A 24,166-nucleotide genomic window follows, 5' to 3' on the forward strand; every position below is an offset into this window, starting at 1 on the left:
TAATGAATAATGTCATAGAAATCATAAATGTATTACCCACAATAATTTCGAATGGTCCTAATGAAGAAACGATTACTATATTAAGAAATATAGGACTAAGTAATGATGAAGTCGATGAGGTTTTAGATATTATCAATCAAGGAATAGGAAGGGCGGGATTGTACAAAATGGGGATGAAGCAAGATCAGTTTACGGGATATTTAGATGAGCACCCTGTTTTTCAAAAAACAATAGACCTGATCTTGAATTCAAATATAGAATTTCAAACAGATACTGATGGGTTGCATCCCAAATTAAAAAAAGGAATTGAAAACACTGTAACGAAAGAAGTAGATTTAGAACTATTACTTTCTAATTTTAATAATCCTGATTATGATGAAAGAGCATATGCTTTATATGATCTTATCAAGTATAATCATCCAAATGTAAGGTTGCTAATCGAGCAATCATTGTTTGATAAAGATGAGATGGTTCAGATAACGGCAATTCAAGGGATTAATGAAAATATTCTTGATGATGATCTGATTCAAAAATTAATAGACTTGTTTCAAGGCACCAAAAATCATACTTTAGTTTCAAACTTAACTCATGTTTTTAGTGATTTTAGTCTCAGAGAATCCATTTTATCTCTTGTTCAAAAATTGACATCAGATAATTTGATGATAGTATATGATTGTATTGTTTGTTTAGGTGAAATAGGGGATAAAAATGTAATTGATAACTTAGTTCCTTTTAAAAGAATTGATGAAATTGCAATAGTATATGATGAAAATGGATATGTAAAACAAGAAACCGGCTATACGATAGGAGAGATTGCAACAAGAATGATCAAAAAACTAAATAACACTATCAAATATGGATAAACGAATACTTTTTTTTCTTACTCTGATACATTTATCAGTATTCGGTAATGATGGAGCTTACTTTGCATCAGGAAATCAATTAATCCCTATTTCTGAAACTGAAGTCTCTGTAACAAAAGAAATCTTGACTCTTGTTAGAAGAATAGAAAATGATAAAGACTATATTTATGTAACTGTTGATTATACTTTTTTTAACCCCGGATCAGATAAAATAATTCTAGTTGGGTTTGAAGCTCCTTCACCATCAGGAGATGTAGATGGGTATCCCAAGAATGGAGCACATCCTTATATATCGAATTTTGATGTAAAAATGAATGAGAAATTGTTAGATTTCAAAACTTCAATTGTAAATACAGAGAATTATTATGTCAATCAAAAGATTGATGCAAAAACTGAAGACGAAGTTATCGGAGATGACTTTAACACAAACGAACCTGATTTTTACTATGTGTATCATTTCAATGCTAATTTCAAATCAGGAATAAACAAAATTGTTCATACCTATAGGTTTGATATGTCAGGATCAGTTATGGATCGATATAGTTTTGATTATATCTTAACTGCTGCAAATAGATGGGGAAACAATCAAATTGATGATTTTACATTACATATTGATATGGGACCCAATGAAAATTTTAATATACACAATACATTTTTTAAAAATAAAGATGATTGGTTTATCGAAGATGGAAGGGGACTAAACTATAAAGATGAGTATAGAGAAGGATCTATGTCAAAGTTTATTACAACTACCGGCGGAATCACATTTGAGAAGAAAAATTTTAAGCCTGAAGGCGAGCTTTATATATACTCGACAGCAAATTATATAAAGGAAAATTATGACTCTTTTGACTATAAATATCATGATTTACCAAAAAGGATATACCTCAAAAATGATATTAAAAAAACCTGTACGGATGTTGTAAACGAAGAATCCTTTAAGATTTTAAGAAATTTACCATTTGCTATAAGAGGGTATATTTTTAAAACTAAACTGATACAAGATTATTATTTGTCTCAAAGTTGGTATCAACCAAACCCTGATTATAAAGCGAATCTAGAAACCTTATCAAATGAAGAGTTAGAATGGTTAAAGATTGTGAAATCAAAACAGAAAAATTGACATTATCTCATTATAATTGATAATCTTCAGGCAACCAACAGTATATTTTTTACGTCTTTAATTGTAAAAGATATGAAGCTTTATGTTCAAAAATCAACTAATACTACTTATATTTTTGCTACTATTTAATTCAAGTTTTACTCAAACTTATTATGCTGGCTTCAAAACTTTAAAATTAAAAGATAGTACTAGGATTTATAAACCGCATACAACACCAAATGATGGGTTATATTATCGTCCCGTTGATTTAGATATTTGGTACCCCTCGAATGAAACAAAACACAAACCTTTGCTTTTTGGAGATATATTCAAACTTTTTGAAGAAAGAGCAATTAATTATCAGGATAACGAGGATTTTTCCGGAATAACAAATGAATTAGCACAGTTTTATGTAGCCGAATTAGGTATGGGAATTAATGGAGAACGTCTATTAGATGTCAAAACAAGTAGTTATCCTGATGTATGTCCTATATCAGAGAAACGTCCAATTATTCTATATATGGCAGGTTTTAACGGTATGGGGTTTGAAAACTTTAAACTTCTTGAAACATTGGCACAAAATGGATATGTTATAGTTTCTATTTGGTCTGTAGGTAGATACCCAGGAAATATGACAAACAAAAAAGAAGATTTGATGGAACAAGTTTATGATGCTGAATTTGCGATTCAATACTTTAAAAAAAATAACTTGTTTCATATAGATTTTAGTAATATTGGAGTAATTGGTTATAGTTGGGGAGGTATGGGAACAGCAGCCTTTATTAAAAGAAATCCAATAGTAAAAGCTTTTCTCTCGCTAGATGGAACAGAAACACATTACTTTGGTGAATCAGAAGAAGACGATCGTTTGATTCAAGAAATCCATCATTCAAATCTATTGGAACCACTATCTCAGAAAATAAATTATTTATATCTAGAAAGTGGTAATAAATTAAATGAGTTTGAGCCTACACATGAATACAATTATTATAATAGAATAGATACCAATAAGTTTTACTTACGTTTCAAAAATAGTTCTCATATTGATTTTACCTGTATTCCTTCAATTTTAAAAACATCAGAAGCATCTGTAAATACTTATCGAGAAATAGAAAATATAACATTGTCTTTTTTCAACAAGTTATTTGCTAAAGAAAATAAGTTTAGTGTTTATTTGAAGAGTTTAAAAGCGTTAAAATATACTACAGATATACCATATGATATTTCTTCAAAAACAGAGCTAGGGCTGTCTAAAAGAAAAATAGCTGGTTTTGTAGTTAATAAAAGCAATAATAAGCCATTACCTTATGTCAATATCGGAATACTCAATCAAGAAATAGGAACTGTCACAAATTCTGAAGGTAAGTTTACTTTTGATTTGAAAAAAGAATTTATGAATGACACTATAAAAATATCTTCGATTGGATATAAAACACAAAAAATTACTCTAAAAGATATCAAAGAAAAAAATGAAGCACTTTTGATAGCGCTAGAAGAAGAAATTAATGAATTACATGAGGTTATTATCGAAACAAAAGCGCTCAAGAAAAAGACTCTTGGAAATAAAAGTGAATCCAAGTTTGTAAGTACTGGTTTTAGCTATGATCAACTAGGAGCTGAGATGGGGATTAAAATTAACATTAGAAAAAATCCAACTTTTGTAGACGCTTTTAATTTTAATATACCTTATAATAGACTAAGCAGAAAATCAACATTTAGAGTTAACTTTTATAAAAGAAGTGATAAATACTCATTCGAAAACATATTGAACAAAAATATTTTTATATCTATTGAACCAAAGCAAGTAGGTAAAATTAAAGTGAATTTGAAACCATACAACATCGTGTTAAGAGATGATGTAATTGTAACACTAGAATGGGTTGAAACAGAAGGAGAAAACAATAAAGGAGAAGCGATATTTTTTTCACTTGGATTATTGAATAGCGGAACTTTATATAAAAAAACTAGTCAATCAAAATTTAAGAAACATAGTAGTTTGGGAGTAGGATTTAATATCGATGTTAGATATTAAGTCAAATAAAAGGCTAAAGTGATAATTCGTGATTTTTATTTGTAAACTGGATTTTTTAGGATCAGAAAATGACCTTATTAAAATCATTGATAATAAAGATTCTTTTTAAAAAATGAAAGTTACCCGCTGTTCTGAGTTTGATTAAAATTACTTGACATGATGAGACTACTTAAAAAGTCTATTTTGAAAATTTGTCTTTACTCAAAAACTAAAATGTAAACCTGTAAAACTATCCTATTCTAAAAATTAGTAGATTTAACCCGCACTGTTTTGTACATATTAAAATCAGTAAATGTATTTTATGAATCTTACTAATACAACTATTACCCAATTACTTGTTTTTTTTCTCTTAATAGGAAGCATACAAGCTCAAAATAAAAAAATAGATAGCCTAAAAATTGAACTACAAAATCATACATCAAATGATACAATTCGAGTAAATTTACTGTATGATTTAGCATTTTCTTCCTTTCAAAATGATATGGATGCTACCAAATTATACTTGGAACAAGCAGAAGAACTAAGTAATACTCTAAATTATACAAAAGGAAAAGGAAAGGTATTTTACTTAAAAGGAATACTAGAAAATATAAAATCAAATTATAGAAAAAGCCTTACTTTCTTCAATCGTTCTTTAAAACATTATGAATCTATTAATGACTTAAAAGGAATTGCAAATATTTATACAGCATTCGGGATAACACATTTTGATAAATCTCAATACGATGAATCTTTGGAAGCGTATAAAAAAGCTTCAGAAATCTATGAAGATTTAGGAGATAAACAAGCGCTTGTTACGATTTTAATAAATACCGCAAATGTATATTCTGAAACAGGAAGGTATAATGAAGCTATTTCAAATTATAAAAAAGCATTAAAGAATAGTATAGAGATTAATGATGAAGAAGGGATAGCATCTGTGCAAATGAATATGGGAGTGGTTTATACAGTGCAAGGTAACTATTTGTTAGCAGCAGAAAATTATAATAAAGCTTTAAACTATTACCAAAAAGTTGATAATGTCTCATCAACAATAAAATTACTTGGTAATTTAGGAGGTGTTTACAATTATTTAAGCCAAGAAGATAAGGCTTTCGATTACTATAAACAATCTTTAGATTTATCTTACAAATTTGGATATAAAAATTTAACTGCTAATAATAACAAAGATATTGGTGATATGCTTTTTTCTCAAAAACAGTATTTGAGAGCTTTAGAATATTATAAATTATCTTTAGAACAGAATCAAGAGATTAATAATTTAATTGAGATCGCTACATGTCTTGATAAAATAGGAAGAGCAAATTTATTGTCTCATAAACCTTTAGTGGCCCTTGAAAATTTTACAAAGGCAAAAGATATTAGTCAGAAAATAAATAATCAACGTGTTTTATCTGCCAGTCTTTTAGGTATTTCTGAGACTTATTTTTATCAGAGAAAGTATCAATTGGCAATGTCTTTTGTCTTAGAAAGTAAAAAAATCTCAGAAGAACAAGGATACTTAGAGTTTGAAAAAAGAGCTGCAGGACTTTTGTCTGATATTTATTTAATGACAGAGCAATACAAAAAAGCATATCTAAGTTATGTAGAATTTAAAATGCTAAGTGATGCCCTTTTAAATAGGGAAAATATTGAAAAAATTACTGCGCTTGAGTATGAATATAAGTATAAAAATGAGTTGCAATCTGCCGAAAAAAAAGAGTTAACACTAACAAAAAAAGTAAAAGTAACTACTCAAGATCTAGCAAAATCACAACGTAATTTATTATTAGGGATCATTGCTTTTTTGATTACAACATTGATGTTGGGAGCCATTATTTTCTATTTAAAATTAAGAAATATAAGATCAAAAACTCAAAATATTGTAATAGAACAAAAACTGTTACGCTCACAAATGACACCTCATTTTCTATTTAATTCTCTTTCGGTTTTGCAAGGAATGATATTAAATAAAGAACAAAAAAAATCAGTCTTATATCTATCTAAATTTTCAAAATTACTAAGGATTATTCTAGAAAACTCTAGAGATAAAATGGTTACGCTTTCCCTAGAATTGATAGCAATAGAAAACTATTTGATTCTTCAAAATTTAGCAAATAAGAAATATAAATATACAATCTCAGTAGAAGAAACAATTGATAAATCACTAATCAAAATTCCCCCAATGTTAATTCAACCTTTTATAGAGAATGCTATTGAGCATGCTTTTACCAATCAACAAGAAGAAAGAATTATTGATGTGTATTTATCATATCAGGATCATGATTTAGTTTGTAAGATTTCTGATAATGGTATTGGTATTGATTCTTTGAAAGAGAATATAAATCAAGATAAAAAATCACTATCGACGACTATAACTTCAGAACGACTAGAGATGTTGTCAAAAGATTTTAAAATGAAAGGTTCGATTGTAGTTGAAGATAGAAAAAAATATAACGAAAAAGGAACAATAGTCGCTTTGGTAATTCCGTATATTTTGGAGGAAAACTAATTTCCTGTATGATATTGTCTTAGGGGGTATTTTCTAAATGGAATATAAGCTTATCATTGTTTTAAAACACTGTATTTTTGGATTCTGTGCGATTTTCTAGGTAATGTGTTTAGAATTCTTAGAATTCATGTTTATAGTAAAAACTGGTGTGAGATTCTTGGGTAACTATCAACTGTAATTTTTGAATTATAGTTATTCTATTCATAAAATACGTTAATACATATAAGCAAATCCCTCTTATTAAGATTCTCAACCATCTACATAGAAAAGAATACTATCTACAAATTTGTTATAACATTCAAATAGCTAATCTTTTAAGTTTGATAGAAGTAATAACCGGTATTACACATCGATTAATAAAATTCTAGAGGTAATAATGACTTTTAGAATTATCAATCTATCTAAAATTTAACATTTAAAATTAAAAACGGAAATGAAAAATCTTAAAAAATCGACTATTGAGTTGATATGTATATTAATGTTTTCTGGTATTTTTTTTATCTCATGTAATAAAGATGAGGTAAATCAAGAGTTACCAATAGAACAGACCGAACTTATCACAGATTATGACCAAGCCATAGAAATGCTTAGCAAGCATATTATTGAAACAGACGGTAAGTTCATATTTGATGATCAAAAAAATCAATTCGGGATTGAAGCATCATTGTATGAAGAATTAAAAGGATCTTTAAATGAATTTAATGATTTGATTGCCAATGGAGAATTATCTATGGAAGAGGCTAATGATTCATTTATGGAAAACGAAGTACATACAAAAAGTTGTAATAGAACTGGCGTAGATCGTAGATGGTATGGGATAGACCTCTATCTGTCTAGAAGTAATACTATAGCCGTAGCACAAGGTTCGTGCACGATTCTTCTTAGTAAATTAAAATCTCTCGGAGGAGTTATTTGCAGAGGACTAGGTTATCGTTTACAAAGTCATTTTATCTGTTCTTGCGGTACCAAAACTAGAATTACGTATACAGGTAAAATTCTTTGGACATCATGCCAATAAATATGATTTATTTAATAATTGATTGTTTGTAAAATTAATAGAAAGTAGTTGTTCGCATGAAAAATCCTTGAGTTAGGATTTAATTAGGAACTGCGATTCCAAGGAATCGCAGTTTTTTTGATATATAAAGCTATTAATTTTTAAAATATAGCAAAGGGTAAATTGACGTTTCTTAAAACAAATACTTAACTTAACATGATTTCATGAAATTACAGTTACTTCTTAGATATTTTACTTTTTAATAAAACGTATAGTCCTACTGATTTTTTGATAGGATATTTTGATGAAATAAAGCCCAGGATTTAAATTGCTTACATCCATTGTTAATATGCTTTCAGTGCTTTTTTGTTTAGGAATATTAGGTACCATTTCCCCTAAAGAATTCATCACTTTAATATCATCATATTTGATGTAAAGTTCAATATTTAAAATATGCGTAGCAGGATTTGGGTAAATAGAATATGTATTTTTAATTCTAGTCTCTTTCGACCTTCCTACAGAGAATATATTCCATTTCTGATTTGGATTGTCAATATAATCAAAAGTCCACACCTGTACATTCGCGTCAATAAGACCCTTATTTCTATCAAGTGCCACACTTTGGCAGTTTGAAGGTATCAAGGAATAATATTCTTTGTTTTTAATGATTTTCCATTTCTGATGAGCCTCTTGAAAAGTGTTTCCTGTTACCACATTTACCCATCCATCACAGGAATTATTATTAACTTGAAGGTACTTTCCTGTTAGATGATTTTTGATGGTATATATATTATTTCCTAAATGTTTAAAAAACCATTTTTGATCATTCCAATCCCCCGGGTTATGCATTCTTGCACTATGTTGTTCATTGTTTCTCGCTAATAACCTTTGATTATTGTTTGAGCTTTCAATATAATATAAACCATCAGAGATCAATGCTGAAGATGGGAGAGGAGGACTAGAATTATCATTGCCTTGCCAAACACCTAATCCTTCTATACCGATATATACTTTTCCAAAAACAGTCCGATCTGCTGCCATATATCTAGGGTTTGATAAAAGAAACAAAGAGTCAAAGTTATTTATTTTAACCCAAGACTTACCCCTGTCGGTAGATCTATATACAGCTTCTTCAGGATTAGAATTTAATGTTCCAATCATATACAAGGTTGGATAATCGCCTTCATTTCGTTCTTTTCCAATCGCTATACTTTTAGCTTTTTTTACGTTATTGATTTTGGTCCAGTTGGTCCCGAAATTTTCGCTCCAATATAGACCATTAATGGGGTGGTTAAACCATAGGTGACCAGCTACATTTGGTACAGCTTTTAAAGATGCCTTACTATAGTTTATATTATGAGCTGGAAGAGTTTGGCTTTTCTTACTCCAATTACTACCTCCGTCTGTGCTAGAATATATACTTCCATTCGTTCTATCATATAGATAAAAAGTATTTTTGGAAACATAATCTTGAGTTAAAGGTCTATGAGAAGTAAAGACATTGTTTTCAACCACATTTCCAAGGTTGGGAATGTTGGCTTTTTGAAATGATTTTCCTTTGTCTTTGGTAAAATGAATTTGGTTACCGTGAACAACTATAAAGTTTGAAGGATCATTCGAGGCAATTGCGACGAGAGAACGTCCCCAATTTCTGTTGAAAGCTGTTATTCTATTGTAGCTATCTCCTCCGTTTGAGGTATATAACAATGCTCCGTAGTTTGGCTCACCTCCAGTTGACTGCCACTTATCTGTACTAGACAAAATAAAATTGTTTGGATATTTTTCACAAGCAGTTATATCTACACCTTTTATCACTTTTGAATTATCATCCATTAAGGGCTTGACATCTTTATTATTGTAGCTATTAGGATTCTTACTAATAATTGCTACGTAATCTGCAGAATTAATACCTAGGGTATTGTTTTTGGTGTTTTTAGGGAAAGCGTATAGCCCAGAGGGAACCATTTCTTCATGACCTCTAGCTCGATTATTTTTCCAATGTACTGTAGATTGCTTCCAGTTGTCTGTATGCCATAATCCGAACCAAGAAGTATAATAAAGTTTATTGGAGTCTTTGGGGTCAAAAACTATTTGTGAAGTATGAGTTCCAGCACTTCTAGAAACATCTTTCCATGTAAATATGTTTGTAATGTTTGTTTGGGATTTTGTAGTCCACGTATTTCCTCCATCAAATGAAATTTGTAATCGGGCTAAATTATTACCAGAGCTTGCTGCAACAGAAGCCATTACGACATTATTTGAATGTGGACTAGCAGTAACTGTTTGGTAACCTCTAAAAATGTTTGAAAAAGGAAGATTCAATTTTTTCCAAGTCCTATTGGTTTGTGGATTAGATAATTTGTAAACACCTTTATTTCTTGCAGCTACATACAATTGATCTCCATTTTTCGAAAAACTTATATCAGCAATCAATTTCAGATCAGAGTATCCATTGTTAATTAATTCAAAAGATTGTCCACCATTCGTACTACGATATATTCCTTTGGTTGCATACCCAACTATAATTTGGTTGTTATTGTTGGGATTAAACTTAATTGATCTAATACTTCCTTCTTGATCATTATCAGGAATACTGGTTATTTTTCTCCATCGTTAATTCCGGTACCACCCACGCGACCTCCGTTGGCCCCGAATTTTACTCCTGGAGGAACAGCAATTTCTGTCCAATTATCACCTTTGTTAATTGAATATAATATTTTAGAAGTCTTATTTGTATTTGCTCTGTCAACAGCAAGATAAATTATACTTTGATTTGTCGGATGAAGTGCTATACCTGCTACTCCATAATGATCTTTTTTTTCAAATGGAAAATTTAGAATTTGAACCATTTCTTTTTTAGAATCATCCCAGCGATAAGCCCCACCTACGTCTGTTCTAAAATATTGAATGTTGTTGTCCAAAGGGTGAATCTTCATTCCTGTAATATAACCTCCTCCACCAATTCTTACAAGACTCCAGTTATATGAATCATTGGTTTTTTGTGCAGTTGTAGAGAGAATGGTTAAAACTAGTAATGCAAAAATCCAGGTTTTAAGCTTTAGGTTATCCATATTGTTTTTTTTGATAAATATTAGAATTGAGATATGTGTCAAAAATTTAATCTTCTGAATAAATTGTATTCATTGACAAGAAGAAATTTTTTATCAGTAAAAAGAATAGAGTTGAGCCGAATATTTTATGTAAATAATCACTGATGACTTTTATCAAATATTTCAACCTAACTCATTTCAATTCGGGGAAAAAAGAGATATTTCAACAAAACTGACTATTAAAAATTGTTAGATGAGCGGAGTAAACACTTTTTAGCGAAAACAACTTTGAACTTTTAACTCCACTCTCTAACTAATTAAATTTGAAATAAGTCATAGCTAAGTAGGTCTGTAACTAGGGTTATATCTCATGATAGATTATTTCTTTTGATGAATAGAAGTACTATAGCACGAAGAAAAATTTTTATTGCCCAAATTGTAATCTATATTCGTTAGAATTAAATAAACCATTTAGTAAACCAGTATGTCCCTGCTCATCAAAAATTCTCTGCCAATGAATATGATGTATTCCGATCGGGTCTCGTTGTAGGATAGCTCTATGTGCTCTTATTACTGGATCTGTACCGTATCTGTTTATAGATTCCTGAGAGTTTACAATATCGAACAGAACGTCTCTTACTGATCTTCCTGCATTTAATTGTGATATAAATGGATTATTTGATTCAGCTTCTCGTTTTAGGATATTTTTGAATTGAGCTTTTACAAAAGCGGTAGAAGAGCTAAAAGGACGGTATTTTCCAAAATGATTTCGATATTCTATTGAGTCAAATATTGCAGCACTTATTTTGTTTTTGTCTCTGTTAGTACTGTTCATCCAACCAGGAATACTTTGTTCTCCTATAGATCGTTTTAGCATAAGTTTAAAAATTCTTCTAAGAAAGTTTTCAGGAGATTCACCTGGAATACCAGATACATTTCTAGCTTCTTGACTATTAACTAAAAGGGTAATTAAACCATTTTTGGAGATATTGCCACTTCTTAATTTGTTTACCCAATTTTTTAGATCGGTTTCATTAGGAATACGCTTAAAAATGTCAATATATAGTTGAGTGACGAAATCCTCCCTATTTGGAAATGGACCAACAGGGCTGTTAGTATCTCCGCCTCCAGTAAACCATGGGGTTTGACCTCTGGATCCAGCCCGGCTAAGTTCTATATGCAAGTGATCCACATGTGGGTTAGGCCCACCGTAATTTCTTACTTTGGAACCTCTAGGACGATCTGCTCTCCAAGTAGAACGATCCCATATTATGAATTGAATACCAATTGCACTAGCGTTTTCTATTAACCAGTGAGCAACAGGATCACCAGCCCCATTGTCAGCTTGCCCACCAACGGTTCTTATATGCAAGTCTACTGCTCTTCCATAACTATGTTGAGAAGGAGTTCCAGCAGGAGTAGGTCTCCCCGAAAGACAACCATTGCCACCAATTGCTCTACAGCAATATCCACCTGCAAGAAAAATTTGAGGAAATCGGTCTCTTAAAGCTCTCCTCAAAATGTTAGTACCGTTTAGTAATCCGCCTGAGCACGCACCACTATCCTGCGTAAAAGAGATAGATTGATTATCTCCGATAGCACGAATATGAGCAGGAGGATTCCATCTTCCATTTATTGGGGCTTTACCCCCAGAAACCGATTTACTTTTTACCATATGTTCTCCAGGAATACCTGTAAATAAAAATTTTGCATATTGAACATCTTTCAAGTTTTTGAACTTTAAATTTTTATAATGTTTGTTGTTATCAATATTCAAATGAACAGAATAATAGCCTTCTTGGATTCCTTCATATAGGATAGGTTCCCATTCAGACCAAACACCGTCTATAGATTGTATTTGATATTCTATTGATTGTAGATCTGATGTAGTAGATAAAATTATTTCTGCTCCTTGAAAGGTGTTTGTTGGATCTATTTTGGTAGATTCCCCGACAAAAAATTTTAAGTTTTCAGATTGATCAGAAAATTCTATGATCTCTCCATGAGGGTCATCGCTATGGAGTTCACTGTCTATTCCTTCGTTTGATGGGGGAGTTACTTCATCAAAAACCTCATTGCTACAGCTGGAAATAAATAATGCGAGCAAGATTGAAAAACAGTTGACAATTTTATTAAATTTCATTGTAATATTAAGTTTGAATTAAGTTAGTTCGGTGCAAAAATCAGTTAATAAATTTTATGCACTGATAGTTATTTTGTGAATAGCTGGTTTAAACTTGTATTTTGATTGAAAACAAATATGGATTGTTGATTTTGGGTTGTAAAAGGTTAAAAATCAAGGTATAATTTACAAGGAGAGAAGTAAGTGCTAGATTGTTTTGCAATAATAAATTTATATCAAAATCGTTTTTATTTATATTTTGCGTTAACTCTAAAATCAAAAAGATGATTACTTCAGTGCTTATAGATGATGAAAAAGCTTCATTAGACACTTTAGAATGGAAAATTGAAAACTATTGCCCAAATATTAAGGTGATAGATAAAATAGGCGACTCTAGGTTGGCGATAGACTCTATAGTAAAAAATAGACCAGATTGTATATTTTTAGATGTAAATATGCCAAAGATATCTGGATTTGATCTTATTGAGAATTTGGGAGATATCGAGTCTTATATAGTTTTAGTAACGGCTTATGAGGAATACGCACTACAAGCAATTAAAGCTTCTGTTTTTGATTACCTTCTAAAACCAGTAGATAAATGTGATTTGATATCTTTAACAAAAAAAATGCAAAAGGACCTTGTCTCAAAGAGTCTTTATAGGAGTAATCGCATTCATAACGTTAGTATTGAAAAAAAAATAGGCATTCAAGTTAAAGGCTTAATTAGTTTCTATGAATTAAACGAAGTTATTTTTCTAAAAGCAGAAGGAAGCTATACAAGAATCTTTCTAACTAATAATAGAATGGAAATGATATCAAAAAATTTGAAAGAAACAATTTCTCTTTTACCAGATAATGAAGTTTTTTTTAGAGTGCATAACTCTTACCATATTAATCTCAATCATATTACAAAGTATTATAAACATCAAGGTGGGACATTGATAATGAGTAATAATGAAAGTGTAAGTGTTAGTAGATGTAAAAAAACTGAAATACTAAAAAGAATTCTTTAAGATTTTAAATTCTAATGATTTTAGTATCCTCAGTTCTTTTTTTTATTAAGAATATATTTTTGCAGATAGAACTGAATTCATTAAAGTATCATGAGGTTTTCGGCTTTCAGGCTTGGGTACAAGGGATTTTATTTGTTCTTTTTTTATATCATTTCCTTTTTTTCTTTCAAAACAAGAATCGAATGTTTCTTTATTACAGTGCATTTGTTTTTTGCCTTTTGGTATATTTTGTTCATTATATTCCTGAAATGTTTTATATACCGGATATTTCACATGTCTCTGTAACATTATTTTACGGGATTCAATTTTTGGCCTATTTTTTTTATATCTGTTATGTTAGAGAGGTTTTAAATACAAAAAACTTAATTTCTAAATGGGATGCTATTCTACAATTAGCAAAAAAGATATTGCTTATATTCATCGTAATTATATCAATTTCTAGCTTTTTTCTTAGCACTATTGAAATTTTTACTCTTGTGGTTTTGCTGTTTTATTTAGTCACTTTGTTTGCAACGGTTAATTACTTTATATTTTATCGTTTTAAGGGAATTCCAGTTAAACTGTTGATTATAGGTTCTGTAGTTTATCTTATTCTAGCAAATGTTAGTTTGGTTTTAAGTATCCGTATAGCATTCTATAATGTTATACCAAAATATAATCCTATCATATTTATGCAAATTGGTGCAATAATTGAAGGACTAATTTTTGCATTAATAGTTGGTTATAAATTTAATGAGATTGAGCGTAAGAAAAGATTAGCTCAAATACAGTTGCTTAATAAATCAATAGAAGCCTCCGAGTTAAAAGTAACTGCGTTAAAGGCGCAGATGAATCCTCATTTTATATTTAATGTATTAAACTCTATTAATAATTTTATATTAAAAAATGAAAAGGAATTGGCCTCAGACTACTTAACCAAATTTGCAAAATTAGTTCGTGTAATCTTAAAAAATTCTTCTCAAGCTACAGTAAGTCTTAAAGAAGAACTGGATACAATTAAAACCTATGTTAATCTTGAACGATTGAGAGTAGAGGATGGCTTTGATTTAATAATTACTAATGATCAAAATTTGGATTTAAATCAAATTGAAATACCTCCACTTAGTTTGCAACCATATGTCGAAAATGCGATATGGCATGGTTTATATTCTAAAGAAGGCAAGGAGAAGAAGATAGAGATAAGTATCAGCTCTCGACTTGAAAATGCGCTTATTATAATAGTCAAAGATAATGGGATAGGAAGAGAAGCGTCGTCAAGATTGAATCTTGAAGTAAAAAAATCGCTTGGTACTAAAATTACTAAAGAGAGAATAAAAATGATCTATCCTAATTCTTTGGTAGAAATTAAAGACGTACATTTAAATGATAATCAGGACGTTGTGTCAGGTACGGCAGTGTCAATAATTATTAACGGTTTACCAAATTTGTGAAATCTGAATATATTGATATCATATTTAACTCTTTGCTCATTTAAACAATAATTAAAACCAGAAGATGGTTTAAGTCTTCTGGTTTTTGTTAACTAATTAATAGATGTATAGAGTATTTGTGGTTACTCTTTAAAGAATTTAGCTTTAAAAGAGTGTTTTTTTCCGGTAATAGATATAAAATATAAATTACTGGGGAGTTCGTGAATATCTATGATAAAATTTTTCTCTTTGATCCATTTAGTTTCTATTAATGCTCCGTTAATGTTATGTATTTTGAGCAGGTACTTTTCCTTTAATTCATTTGGGAGTACAATATGAAGATTCTCTTTTGTTGGATTGGGAAAGATGTTGAAAGAGGTTTTAGAAACTACTTTTGAGCTGTTACAATCGTCTAGCTTTAAGGAACCGAAAACAGAAGTATCTTTCCAAGCAATATCATTTTTGGCATTCCATGAAGTTTTTCTATCTCTATCCCCTCCATTATCATCATCGTTAATGTGTATATCTAACCCAAGTTTATTATTTATGCTTGGATCTATCCCAATAAATGACCATGCAATTTTGGTCTCTATCATGTAACCAGAATCTGTTGTAGTTTGAGCAAAAGTAATTCCGGTAGGATTCTGTTGGTTTTTCGGATAGTGATATACAGTTTGATTATTATACTCAAACACTAGTTGATGATCGTTTTGATCATACGAAGAGTTCTTGCTATTATCACCATCAATATAAATTTCTACACTATCATCTTGATGAGGTTTTTCAGAATCATTTTTTAGTATATCATCTGATACATCTACCAAAATGTAAAGATACTCTGAGTCCCATTGTGCTTTGAATTTAGCAGATAAATCATCATCTGATGTTACATTGCCAAGAATTTTATTAGATAAAGAGTATGAGTTTTGTGACCAATCTGAATCGGAACCATCAATTGTAATTCCCATGTTTAGGTTACAAATCTCTTGTTCTGATTGATTAATTGTAGTTCCTTTGCAATTACAATTTCCATTTTCGACATCATTTGTAGTATTAGGATCCTCATCATTACAAGGCGTTCCTGCAGCTGGACAAGACACTTCACAATCATAAGGATCTGATAAATATGGATTCCCCGTATAAACGGAATTTGTAATCATTGGTCTATTATCAATTCCTTCTAATCTCCATTGCGTACCAGTGTGACCATTCGAACAATTTCTGGGGTTACTCGGATTATGGCAATTTTCTTTCCATGATTTTCCTACCATTAAATTCCAAGCAAAGAGAATATCTCCATGTAAGCTCCCTCCAGGATGAGGGACTTTGGCAGCAGTATCAGCCCCCATATCAGAAGATAAACGCCAAGTACTGGTGTCATTATTTTCAGGCCAACGAAAATCTATTAGTAATTCAATTCTTGGGATACGGTATGGATGTGAATCTGGGCAGATTAGATTATCCTGACTGTATCCCTGAGAATCTTCCAACATTAACTGATGATCAAGGTTGTTTGGCGAACTTAGCTTCACTTGTCCATCCGCTTCAATTGCAAAACATTGGGGGAAAGCAATCACAGCACGCAACCACTTATAACCTTTTGGGTTAGATTTAGGAATGGTTGGTTGAGGATCGACTAACAACCCTCTTGAAGGGTCATAAAATCCCCATACAGCACCTTGTCTATAATTACCGCCGCCACTATTTGTAATAGTCATGCCATGAACCATACCTTGGCCTGGTGTATGAGTTAAGTTACCGCCAATAACTTCAAGTCCGTGGGGTATACCTCCTTGTGTTTCGGCTGGACGTCTGGTTTTGTAATAAACAATTATATTATCAGGAAGAATTATTTTTCGTTGATCATCACAGCCACTTAAAGGACCATCTAACAGAGCTGGTATCCAATAAGCCGAAGCATTAGCACCTTTACCACCTTGTACAGAACTTGCTCCTCTTACTAATAGATCATCCTGACTACCGGTTCCAACCTCACTGTAAGCATCTGCTCTAGTATTACCAAAAAACATATGAAGATGTGAAGCACCCGGTTGATCAGGGAAAACAATAGGATCATCTTTAAGATAATGAGATGGTGCAGCACGAAATCTAAATTGACCTTGTTGGGGGCTAGCCCCATTGTCTGGCTTGTTGCTACTTTTGGAAACTCCAGGTAAAGTAAGTGCTCCATAATCGGGGTGACTTCCTGGAGAGTTGTTAAGTTCAGAAACACTTACGTTTTCAAACAGTTCGAATTGTTCTTGTTTCATCTGCCATGGATTTCTGGTCGTGCTTTCTTGTGCGAAAGCATTAAACTCAACCAGTAACGCTATAGCAAAAAGGATAAAATTTAGTTTACTAATCATGATTATTAAATTTGATGTTAAGTCTGATTTGTTTTTAAATTCAGTTATTTTAGAAAAATTAAGATGGATAAAAAGTCAATATTATTACCTTAGATAAAAGTTTTTGTGAGGGTTACGTTTGTGGTAGTAAAGATTTGAACACAGTTTGGATGATGTGTAAAGTTGATTTTCGATTTCAATATCGAATAGAAGAAAACAGGTGGGGTGTTAAGCCTTCTAGTTTGAAACCAATCTAGGTGTTAGCTCTTTTGATTTGTTAGCTAATTAATAATTACATAGAGATTTTGTGTTTATTCTTTAAGGAGTTTAGCTTGATTAGAATATTTTTTTAAGTAATGGGAATAAAATATAAGTTGCTGGGTAGCTTATGTATACCTAAGGTATAGTTATTCTCTTTGATTAATTTAGTTTCTATTATCGTTCCAATTTTATTGTATGGGTTCAGTCCATACCCTTCTATTTTTTTGCGCTTTTATGTGTATTGGATATCATTTACCATGAATCGTTCACACTTTTAGCTTTATAATTCATTGTCAAAAGTTAAGTAAATTAGATTTTTTGTGAGAACAAGCAGAGTTTATATTCAGCACACCTTTGTATTTGCATAAATTTGCTCGATCCAGAAAAATGCTAGCCCCCGTGATTAGTGACTTCCATTCTTTACTATATTTATTCGATTTTGAGATGTTGTTAATTCTAAGTTGGTTAATATTGATGATCCGTTCGGATAGTTAGAAATACTGATTTGCCAATTGGTAGCTCCTAATTTTATCTTTTTCCTTCGATTCTCTCTTGAGTAAAACCATAGTTGACAGAAAAACACGAAAATAATAACCTGAATATGAGGTTTGTGTTTGTATTAATTTGAAAGAAACATTTCATGATACACTGTGTGAATTTTAAGTGTTTTGAGGGTGAGGAGAATGAGAAGTACTAGTAATTTTATAGTTACCAGTACTTCATTGTGAACTCAAACTTTAAAAGCTATTAGTGAATCATATTATTTACAGTGTCTATCATAACATTGAGTCATGCCATATGCGTAAGCAGCAGTACAAGCTAAGAGAGCAACTCCACCTGTTCCAGCACCACAAGCGGTATATGCAGTAGTAGCGGCAGCTACACATAAGGTGTATCTCCAGTTACACTTTTTTCTCTTTGTCATAAAAGAATAATTATCAATTTCTTTAATATTTTTCATTCCAATCGCTATGACTTGATGTTGTTCTGTTTCGGAAATTGAAGGAAGTAAATCTGGATAATTTGTCTTTAGATCATTTGCGATCAAGTTGAGATTTTCTTGAATTTTGATTATTTCAGGTGTTCTGAGCAGTGTACTTATGGTTTCTTCATCTTTATTTTGGTAAAGTTGATATAACTCTCCTCCAGTGATGTTTTCTTTTTCCAAAATATTAGCTATTTCACTTACTAACTCATCTTGTAAGATTTCAAATTCTTGAAACTTAGACTCTGCCTGTAATTCCTTAAACCGAACCTCGGTATTGTTCAAAGATTCATGATCGTTTTCAACGTTATCCTTAGAGCAAGAAGTTATTAGAATTAGAGAAAATAGGATCAAAAAAAGACTTATTTTTTTCATGTTTAATGTTTTAAAAGATTTGTATTTATTTACTTCAAAATTAAGTTTACCCATATGTTCATGGACTTGTTTTTTGATATTTGTATTAAATAAATTTACAAATGGTTTATATTGGGTTACTGTTTACATTGTAGAGGTGTAAAGTTTTGGAATTGCTAGAGAAATTCGGATAATTTTTCTAGGATCTATGCATATTTTTAAGTTTATAAAATTCTATTTCGACTTCGATTGGGGTTTTGTACCCCAACTAAGAATATAATCTTTTTCTGATATGTTTATTAAAACATAAACTGTCCTAAATATCTATCTAAATAAAGATGACAACTCCATTATGGGATTCAGGAGATATTGAAACCAAAAGAGCAGTTCAGTTTATGGTATTTCCAGATGGGATATTATATGATTTCAAAAACAACGAATTTCGAACCCCAAGAGTAAATTTGATTTTTGATTCAATTGGTTTATTGTCAAATGATTATCGTGAAAACAAAAAAGAGAATCAACATTGCTTGAATGAAGATTCTCTTTTGGTGGAGTCGGAGGGATTCGAACCCTCGTCCAAACAAGTAATACAATAGCTTTCTACACGTTTAGTTTTTGTTTAATTTTCGACAATAAGAAAGACCAAAAACCGCCAACTTATCGCTTATTCTTACTTAAGTTTCAAAACTATATCAAGACCCTATAATTTCTAGGTTTACTTTTACGAAGTCTCAAAATCAATCGCCGCAAACCAAGGCTATTGGGAGACTTCCTGCTTGCTCACCTAGTGAGCCGAGGCATTATCCTACTATGATTCAGATTATGCAGCTAGGGCGTAGTTATTCTCGCCGTTTAAAAAAGTTGAAATATGATATTTACGAGCTATATCCCAGCGCTCGACGTGCTTACCACTCTATTAATCTCGCTGTCAAAACCAGTCGACCCCGAATACACTTTGATTGCAGCATTTATTTAATGTCAAATTGACCAAGAAACACTATACTGAAACTCAAAATGGTGCGCAAAGATAATTATAATTGTCATATCTTTGATAGCAATTTTAAATAATCAAAAGATATACCAAACTATATGATTAATTTTGGGATCATCAAAGAGCAAAAAACTCCACCAGATCGTCGGGTAGTTTTTTCACCAGAGGGTTTAAAAAAAGCAATATCTCAATTTCCGAAAGCTTCATTTACAGTAGAAAAATCAAACATAAGAGTTTTTAAAGACGAAGAATATTCTAATGCAGGCTTTAATATCACAGATGATATGACAGCATGCGATGTTTTGCTTGGTGTAAAAGAGGTGCCGATAGAGGCTTTAATCCCAGAAAAGAAATACTTTTTCTTTTCGCATACGATCAAAAAACAACCTTATAATCGAGCATTATTAAATGCTATTCTTGATAAAAACATAGAATTGTATGATCACGAGGTGATTTTAAATGATAAAGGATATAGATTAATTGGATTTGGTCGTTACGCTGGTATAGTCGGTTCATATAATGCCTTTAGAACCTGGGGGCTCAAATCGGATACTTTTACGCTCCCAAAAGCAGAAACACTCAGCAGTCAGAAATCATTAGAGCTAGAATTATCAAAAGTACAATTACCTAATATAAAAATTGTTCTTACCGGTAACGGTAAAGTAGGTAAAGGTGCCAAAGAAATTCTAGATGCGATGCAGATTAAAGAAGTCTCTGTAAAAGAATATTTGCATCAAGTTTTTGATGAACCGGTATATGTACAATTAGATGTACTTGATTATAATAAACGCAAAGATGATCAGGTAAAAGACATATATGATTTTTTTTCTAACTCAAAAGAATATGAAAGTAACTTTATGAGGTTTGCAAAAGTCAGTGATCTATATATTGCAGGACATTTTTTTGGCGATGGAGCACCTTATATTTTTACTCGAGAAGATGCAAAATCAAAGGATTTTAATATCAAAGTAGTAGCAGATATTTCTTGTGATATCGACGGGCCTGTGGCAAGTACGATTAGGTCTTCGACTATAGCAGATCCTATATATGGTTATCACCCCGAAACAGAACAAGAATCAAACTATAAAAATGCTGATACAATTGCTGTTATGGCAGTAGATAATTTACCTTGTGAACTTCCTAAAGATGCCAGTGAAGGGTTTGGAGAAATGTTTTTAACCCATGTGATACCGGCATTTTTTAATAATGACCATGATGGGATTTTAGAAAGAGCGAGAATGACCAAAAATGGTAAGTTAACAGAAAGATATGCATATCTTCAAGACTATGTAGATGGTAAAGAATAGAAGGTAAAAAACGTTTTCAAAATTATTATGAATACTAAAGAATTAGTAGAACAAATTTATAAAAAGAAGTCCTTTTTGTGTATTGGTCTGGATGTAGATTTAAATAAAGTTCCCAAACATCTATTAAAATTAGATGATCCTATTTTTGAATTTAATAAGGCTATTATAGATGCTACTCAACATCTTGCAGTTGCTTATAAACCCAACATTGCTTTTTATGAGGCATATGGTATTAAAGGATGGAAATCTCTGGAAAAAACAATTACTTATCTCAATACAAATTATCCCGAAGTCTTTACCATAGCAGATGCCAAAAGAGGAGATATTGGTAATACGAGTACTATGTATGCCAAAGCTTTTTTTGAAGATTTACAATTTGATTCGATAACTGTTGCACCATATATGGGTAAAGATTCGGTAGAACCGTTTTTATCTTTTGAAGATAAACATACCATTCTGTTGGCGCTTACATCAAATCAAGGAGCATTTGATTTTCAAACGAAAAAGATTGAAGGTAAAGAGTTGTATAAAAATGTGATAGAAATCTCAAAATCATATCATAATGCTCAAAATCTAATGTATGTAGTTGGAGCAACAAAAGCAGAGTATCTATCAGAGATTAGAGGTATTATTCCTGATAGTTTTCTATTAGTGCCGGGAGTAGGAGCACAAGGAGGTAATTTGCAAGAAGTGTGTAAATATGGGATCAATGATCAGGTAGGTTTATTGATTAATTCTTCTAGAGGAATAATTTATGCTTCAGATGCTGAGGATTATGCTCAGGCAGCAGCCAATAAAGCACTGGAGCTTCAAAAACAAATGGAAGAAATCTTACTTTTCAAAAAATAAAAAAACAAACAATATTTAATATTAAATATTGTTTGTTTTTCTGATTTAAAAATAGAATTATCGTCTATTTGCGTTAAACACATGCTTAGCATAACCATACAAGCCATATGCAATAAAAACAATGAAAAATGGCATAATGCCGTAAACGATAATATTTGGTAGTATTGAATTCATAGCCCCGTTAAGATTTTAAGTTAATATAACTAAATGTAGGGAAATTTTAGTTTAAAACCTAGGTTAAGTATTTAATTATTAAATATTTATGATTTTTTTTGTTTTGTTGGACTAAAGTGTTAAAAATAAAAGATAGATGATATATACTGATCAAATTGGTAGAGAGATTGAAATTTTGGATACTCCAAAGCGTATAATATCACTAGTGCCATCGCAAACTGAATTACTTGTAGACCTAGGTTTAGAAGATAGTATTGTAGGGGTAACCAAATTTTGTATTCATCCTAAATCTTTAAAAGAGAAGACAGCAATTGTAGGTGGAACAAAGAAAGTTAAATATGAAAAGATAAGAACATTAAACCCCGATATAATTCTTTGTAATAAAGAAGAAAACACAAAAGAAATTGTAGAAAACTTAGAAAAAGAGTATAAAGTTCATGTTACAGATATTAGTATATTAAAAGATGCCCTAGAAATGATTTCTCAATACGGAAATATCTTTAATGTTGAGAAAACAGCTACTGATCTTGTGAATACTATTATATCTCAAAAAGAAGGTTTTGATAATTTTATAAAAGATATACCCAAAAAAAGGGTAGCTTACTTTATTTGGAGAGATCCTTGGATGGTTACAGGTTCTGGTACTTTTATTGATCATATGTTAAGTGTAAATGGTTTTGATAATGCTTTTGGTAACAAAGAGCGGTATCCTGAGATACCAATTGATGGCTTAAAATCTTTTAAAAATATTGACCTTATTCTTTTGTCTTCAGAACCTTATCCATTCGCTGAAAAACATGTGGAAGAAATTAAACACATGATTCCTAATATCCCTGTTATTTTGGTGGATGGAGAGTATTTTTCTTGGTATGGTTCAAGGCTTGTAAACGCATTTTCTTACTTCAAAACCTTACAGTTATCAATAACATAGGTAAGTCTTATGAAAATGAGAACATTATTATTTTCTAATATAGTAGTGTGATTTACAAAATAAGTTTATATTTTTAACGCTTTAAAAAAATCAATTGCTAAATTATTCTATATATCGACATTCAGAAAGTACAGAATGGGTAACTTTTGTTCATGGAGCAGGAGGTAGTTCTTCTATTTGGTTTAGACAAGTTCGAGAATTCAGAAAACATTTCAATATTCTTTTATTAGACTTAAGAGGTCATGGTAATTCAAAACCTGTGCTTAAAGATGCTTTTAATTCTAAATATACTTTTGATTCTATAACAGACGATATTGTAGAAGTGATTGAAAAAGAGAAAATAGAGAATTCTCATTTTGTAGGGATTTCTCTTGGTACGATTCTGATTAGAAATCTTGCAGAACGGTATCCGGAAAAAGTACGCAGCATGGTTATGGGCGGTGCTATTATGAAGTTAAATTTACGCTCACAGGTATTAATGAAATTAGGGATAGTATTCAAATCTGTAATTCCATATATGTTGCTGTATAAATTTTTTGCTTTTATCATTATGCCTAAGAAAAATCATAGGCATTCTAGACTTCTTTTTGTTAATGAAGCCAAAAAACTGTATCAAAAAGAATTTGTAAGATGGTTTAGATTGACTTCTGAAATTAATCCATTACTTCGTTTCTTCAGAGCAAAAGATATCAAAATACCTACTTTATATGTTATGGGAGAAGAAGATTATCTATTTCTACCATCGATTAGACAAGTTGTTGATGCTCACAAATTTTCTGAATTATATGTAGTAAACAATTCTGGTCATGTTGTTAATGTTGAGCAACCAGAGGTCTTCAATAGAGAATCTATTGCTTTTATTGCACAATCATAAGATCAAAGAGGAT

Annotated in this window: 17 protein-coding genes and 1 other RNA gene; 12 read left to right on the forward strand and 6 right to left on the reverse strand. The window is 31.0% G+C overall.

Features of this window, described 5'->3' with window-relative positions; all coding sequences use genetic code 11:
* The first annotated feature begins 2 nt into the window (after nt 1-2).
* From FHK87_RS17060 to FHK87_RS17080, 5 genes are all read left to right on the forward strand, one after another.
* The gene (locus FHK87_RS17060) at nt 3-863 is read left to right on the forward strand and encodes a HEAT repeat domain-containing protein (RefSeq protein ID WP_140594974.1); all 861 of its coding nucleotides are present in this window, start codon (nt 3-5) and stop codon (nt 861-863) included.
* Nucleotides 856-1,986, forward strand: a complete 1,131-nt coding sequence (locus FHK87_RS17065) for a YARHG domain-containing protein (RefSeq protein WP_140594975.1) — start codon at nt 856-858, stop codon at nt 1,984-1,986. The genes FHK87_RS17060 and FHK87_RS17065 overlap by 8 nt, the downstream gene beginning before the upstream one ends.
* A gap of 115 nt (nt 1,987-2,101) precedes the next feature.
* Nucleotides 2,102-3,997 (forward strand): carboxypeptidase-like regulatory domain-containing protein, encoded by a 1,896-nt coding sequence (locus FHK87_RS17070; RefSeq protein ID WP_226294298.1) that lies wholly within the window; start codon nt 2,102-2,104, stop codon nt 3,995-3,997.
* Between the two features lie 301 nt (nt 3,998-4,298).
* Nucleotides 4,299-6,488, forward strand: a complete 2,190-nt coding sequence (locus FHK87_RS17075; RefSeq protein ID WP_140594977.1) for a tetratricopeptide repeat-containing sensor histidine kinase — start codon at nt 4,299-4,301, stop codon at nt 6,486-6,488.
* Between the two features lie 433 nt (nt 6,489-6,921).
* Nucleotides 6,922-7,506, forward strand: a complete 585-nt coding sequence (locus tag FHK87_RS17080) for a hypothetical protein (protein ID WP_140594978.1) — start codon at nt 6,922-6,924, stop codon at nt 7,504-7,506.
* Nucleotides 7,507-7,737: 231 nt separating this feature from the next.
* Here the strand turns inward: FHK87_RS17080 and FHK87_RS17085 are convergent, their stop codons facing one another.
* The 3 genes from FHK87_RS17085 to FHK87_RS17095 form a co-directional block, all read right to left on the reverse strand.
* A complete protein-coding gene (locus FHK87_RS17085) occupies nt 7,738-9,918 on the reverse strand; it encodes a T9SS type A sorting domain-containing protein (protein ID WP_140594979.1) in 2,181 nt (726 codons plus the stop codon).
* 164 nt (nt 9,919-10,082) lie between these two features.
* Complete coding sequence (locus tag FHK87_RS17090; RefSeq protein WP_140594980.1) at nt 10,083-10,556, reverse strand: hypothetical protein; 474 nt, start codon at nt 10,554-10,556, stop codon at nt 10,083-10,085.
* Between the two features lie 403 nt (nt 10,557-10,959).
* Nucleotides 10,960-12,678, reverse strand: a complete 1,719-nt coding sequence (locus tag FHK87_RS17095) for a DUF4214 domain-containing protein (RefSeq protein WP_140594981.1) — start codon at nt 12,676-12,678, stop codon at nt 10,960-10,962.
* Between the two features lie 263 nt (nt 12,679-12,941).
* Between FHK87_RS17095 and FHK87_RS17100 the strand changes: the two genes are divergently transcribed.
* Both FHK87_RS17100 and FHK87_RS17105 read left to right on the forward strand, forming a co-directional pair.
* The gene (locus FHK87_RS17100) at nt 12,942-13,670 is read left to right on the forward strand and encodes a LytR/AlgR family response regulator transcription factor (protein WP_140594982.1); all 729 of its coding nucleotides are present in this window, start codon (nt 12,942-12,944) and stop codon (nt 13,668-13,670) included.
* A gap of 14 nt (nt 13,671-13,684) precedes the next feature.
* Nucleotides 13,685-15,100, forward strand: coding sequence for a sensor histidine kinase (locus tag FHK87_RS17105; RefSeq protein ID WP_140594983.1), 1,416 nt, complete (start codon nt 13,685-13,687; stop codon nt 15,098-15,100).
* A gap of 122 nt (nt 15,101-15,222) precedes the next feature.
* On the opposite strand, the gene FHK87_RS17110 is transcribed toward FHK87_RS17105, so the two are convergent.
* Complete coding sequence (locus tag FHK87_RS17110; RefSeq protein WP_140594984.1) at nt 15,223-17,445, reverse strand: sugar-binding protein; 2,223 nt, start codon at nt 17,443-17,445, stop codon at nt 15,223-15,225.
* 1,000 nt (nt 17,446-18,445) lie between these two features.
* Nucleotides 18,446-19,045, reverse strand: a complete 600-nt coding sequence (locus tag FHK87_RS17115; protein ID WP_140594985.1) for a hypothetical protein — start codon at nt 19,043-19,045, stop codon at nt 18,446-18,448.
* Nucleotides 19,046-19,362: 317 nt separating this feature from the next.
* Here FHK87_RS17115 and FHK87_RS26325 point away from each other — a divergent pair, with 317 nt between their 5' ends.
* On the forward strand, nt 19,363-19,623 hold the full coding sequence (locus tag FHK87_RS26325; RefSeq protein WP_226294299.1) for a hypothetical protein: 261 nt from the start codon (nt 19,363-19,365) through the stop codon (nt 19,621-19,623).
* Here FHK87_RS26325 and ssrA read toward each other — a convergent pair.
* Nucleotides 19,574-19,973, reverse strand: a transfer-messenger RNA (tmRNA) gene (gene ssrA, locus FHK87_RS17120). The genes FHK87_RS26325 and ssrA overlap by 50 nt on opposite strands.
* A gap of 146 nt (nt 19,974-20,119) precedes the next feature.
* Between ssrA and FHK87_RS17125 the strand changes: the two genes are divergently transcribed.
* The 4 genes from FHK87_RS17125 to FHK87_RS17140 all read left to right on the forward strand — a co-directional run bounded on the left by FHK87_RS17125 (nt 20,120) and on the right by FHK87_RS17140 (nt 24,153).
* Entirely contained in the window at nt 20,120-21,325 is a 1,206-nt protein-coding gene (locus FHK87_RS17125) for an NAD(P)-dependent oxidoreductase (protein ID WP_140595157.1), read from the forward strand.
* A 27-nt stretch (nt 21,326-21,352) separates the two neighbouring features.
* On the forward strand, nt 21,353-22,174 hold the full coding sequence (gene pyrF, locus FHK87_RS17130; protein ID WP_140594986.1) for an orotidine-5'-phosphate decarboxylase: 822 nt from the start codon (nt 21,353-21,355) through the stop codon (nt 22,172-22,174).
* 310 nt (nt 22,175-22,484) lie between these two features.
* Nucleotides 22,485-23,279: an ABC transporter substrate-binding protein gene (locus FHK87_RS17135; protein ID WP_140594987.1), complete on the forward strand. Its 795-nt coding sequence runs from the start codon at nt 22,485-22,487 to the stop codon at nt 23,277-23,279.
* Nucleotides 23,280-23,373: 94 nt separating this feature from the next.
* Nucleotides 23,374-24,153: an alpha/beta fold hydrolase gene (locus FHK87_RS17140; protein ID WP_140594988.1), complete on the forward strand. Its 780-nt coding sequence runs from the start codon at nt 23,374-23,376 to the stop codon at nt 24,151-24,153.
* Nucleotides 24,154-24,166: the final 13 nt, after the last annotated feature.

This window comes from Aquimarina algicola, from assembly GCF_006443095.1.
Lineage (GTDB): Bacteria > Bacteroidota > Bacteroidia > Flavobacteriales > Flavobacteriaceae > Aquimarina > Aquimarina algicola.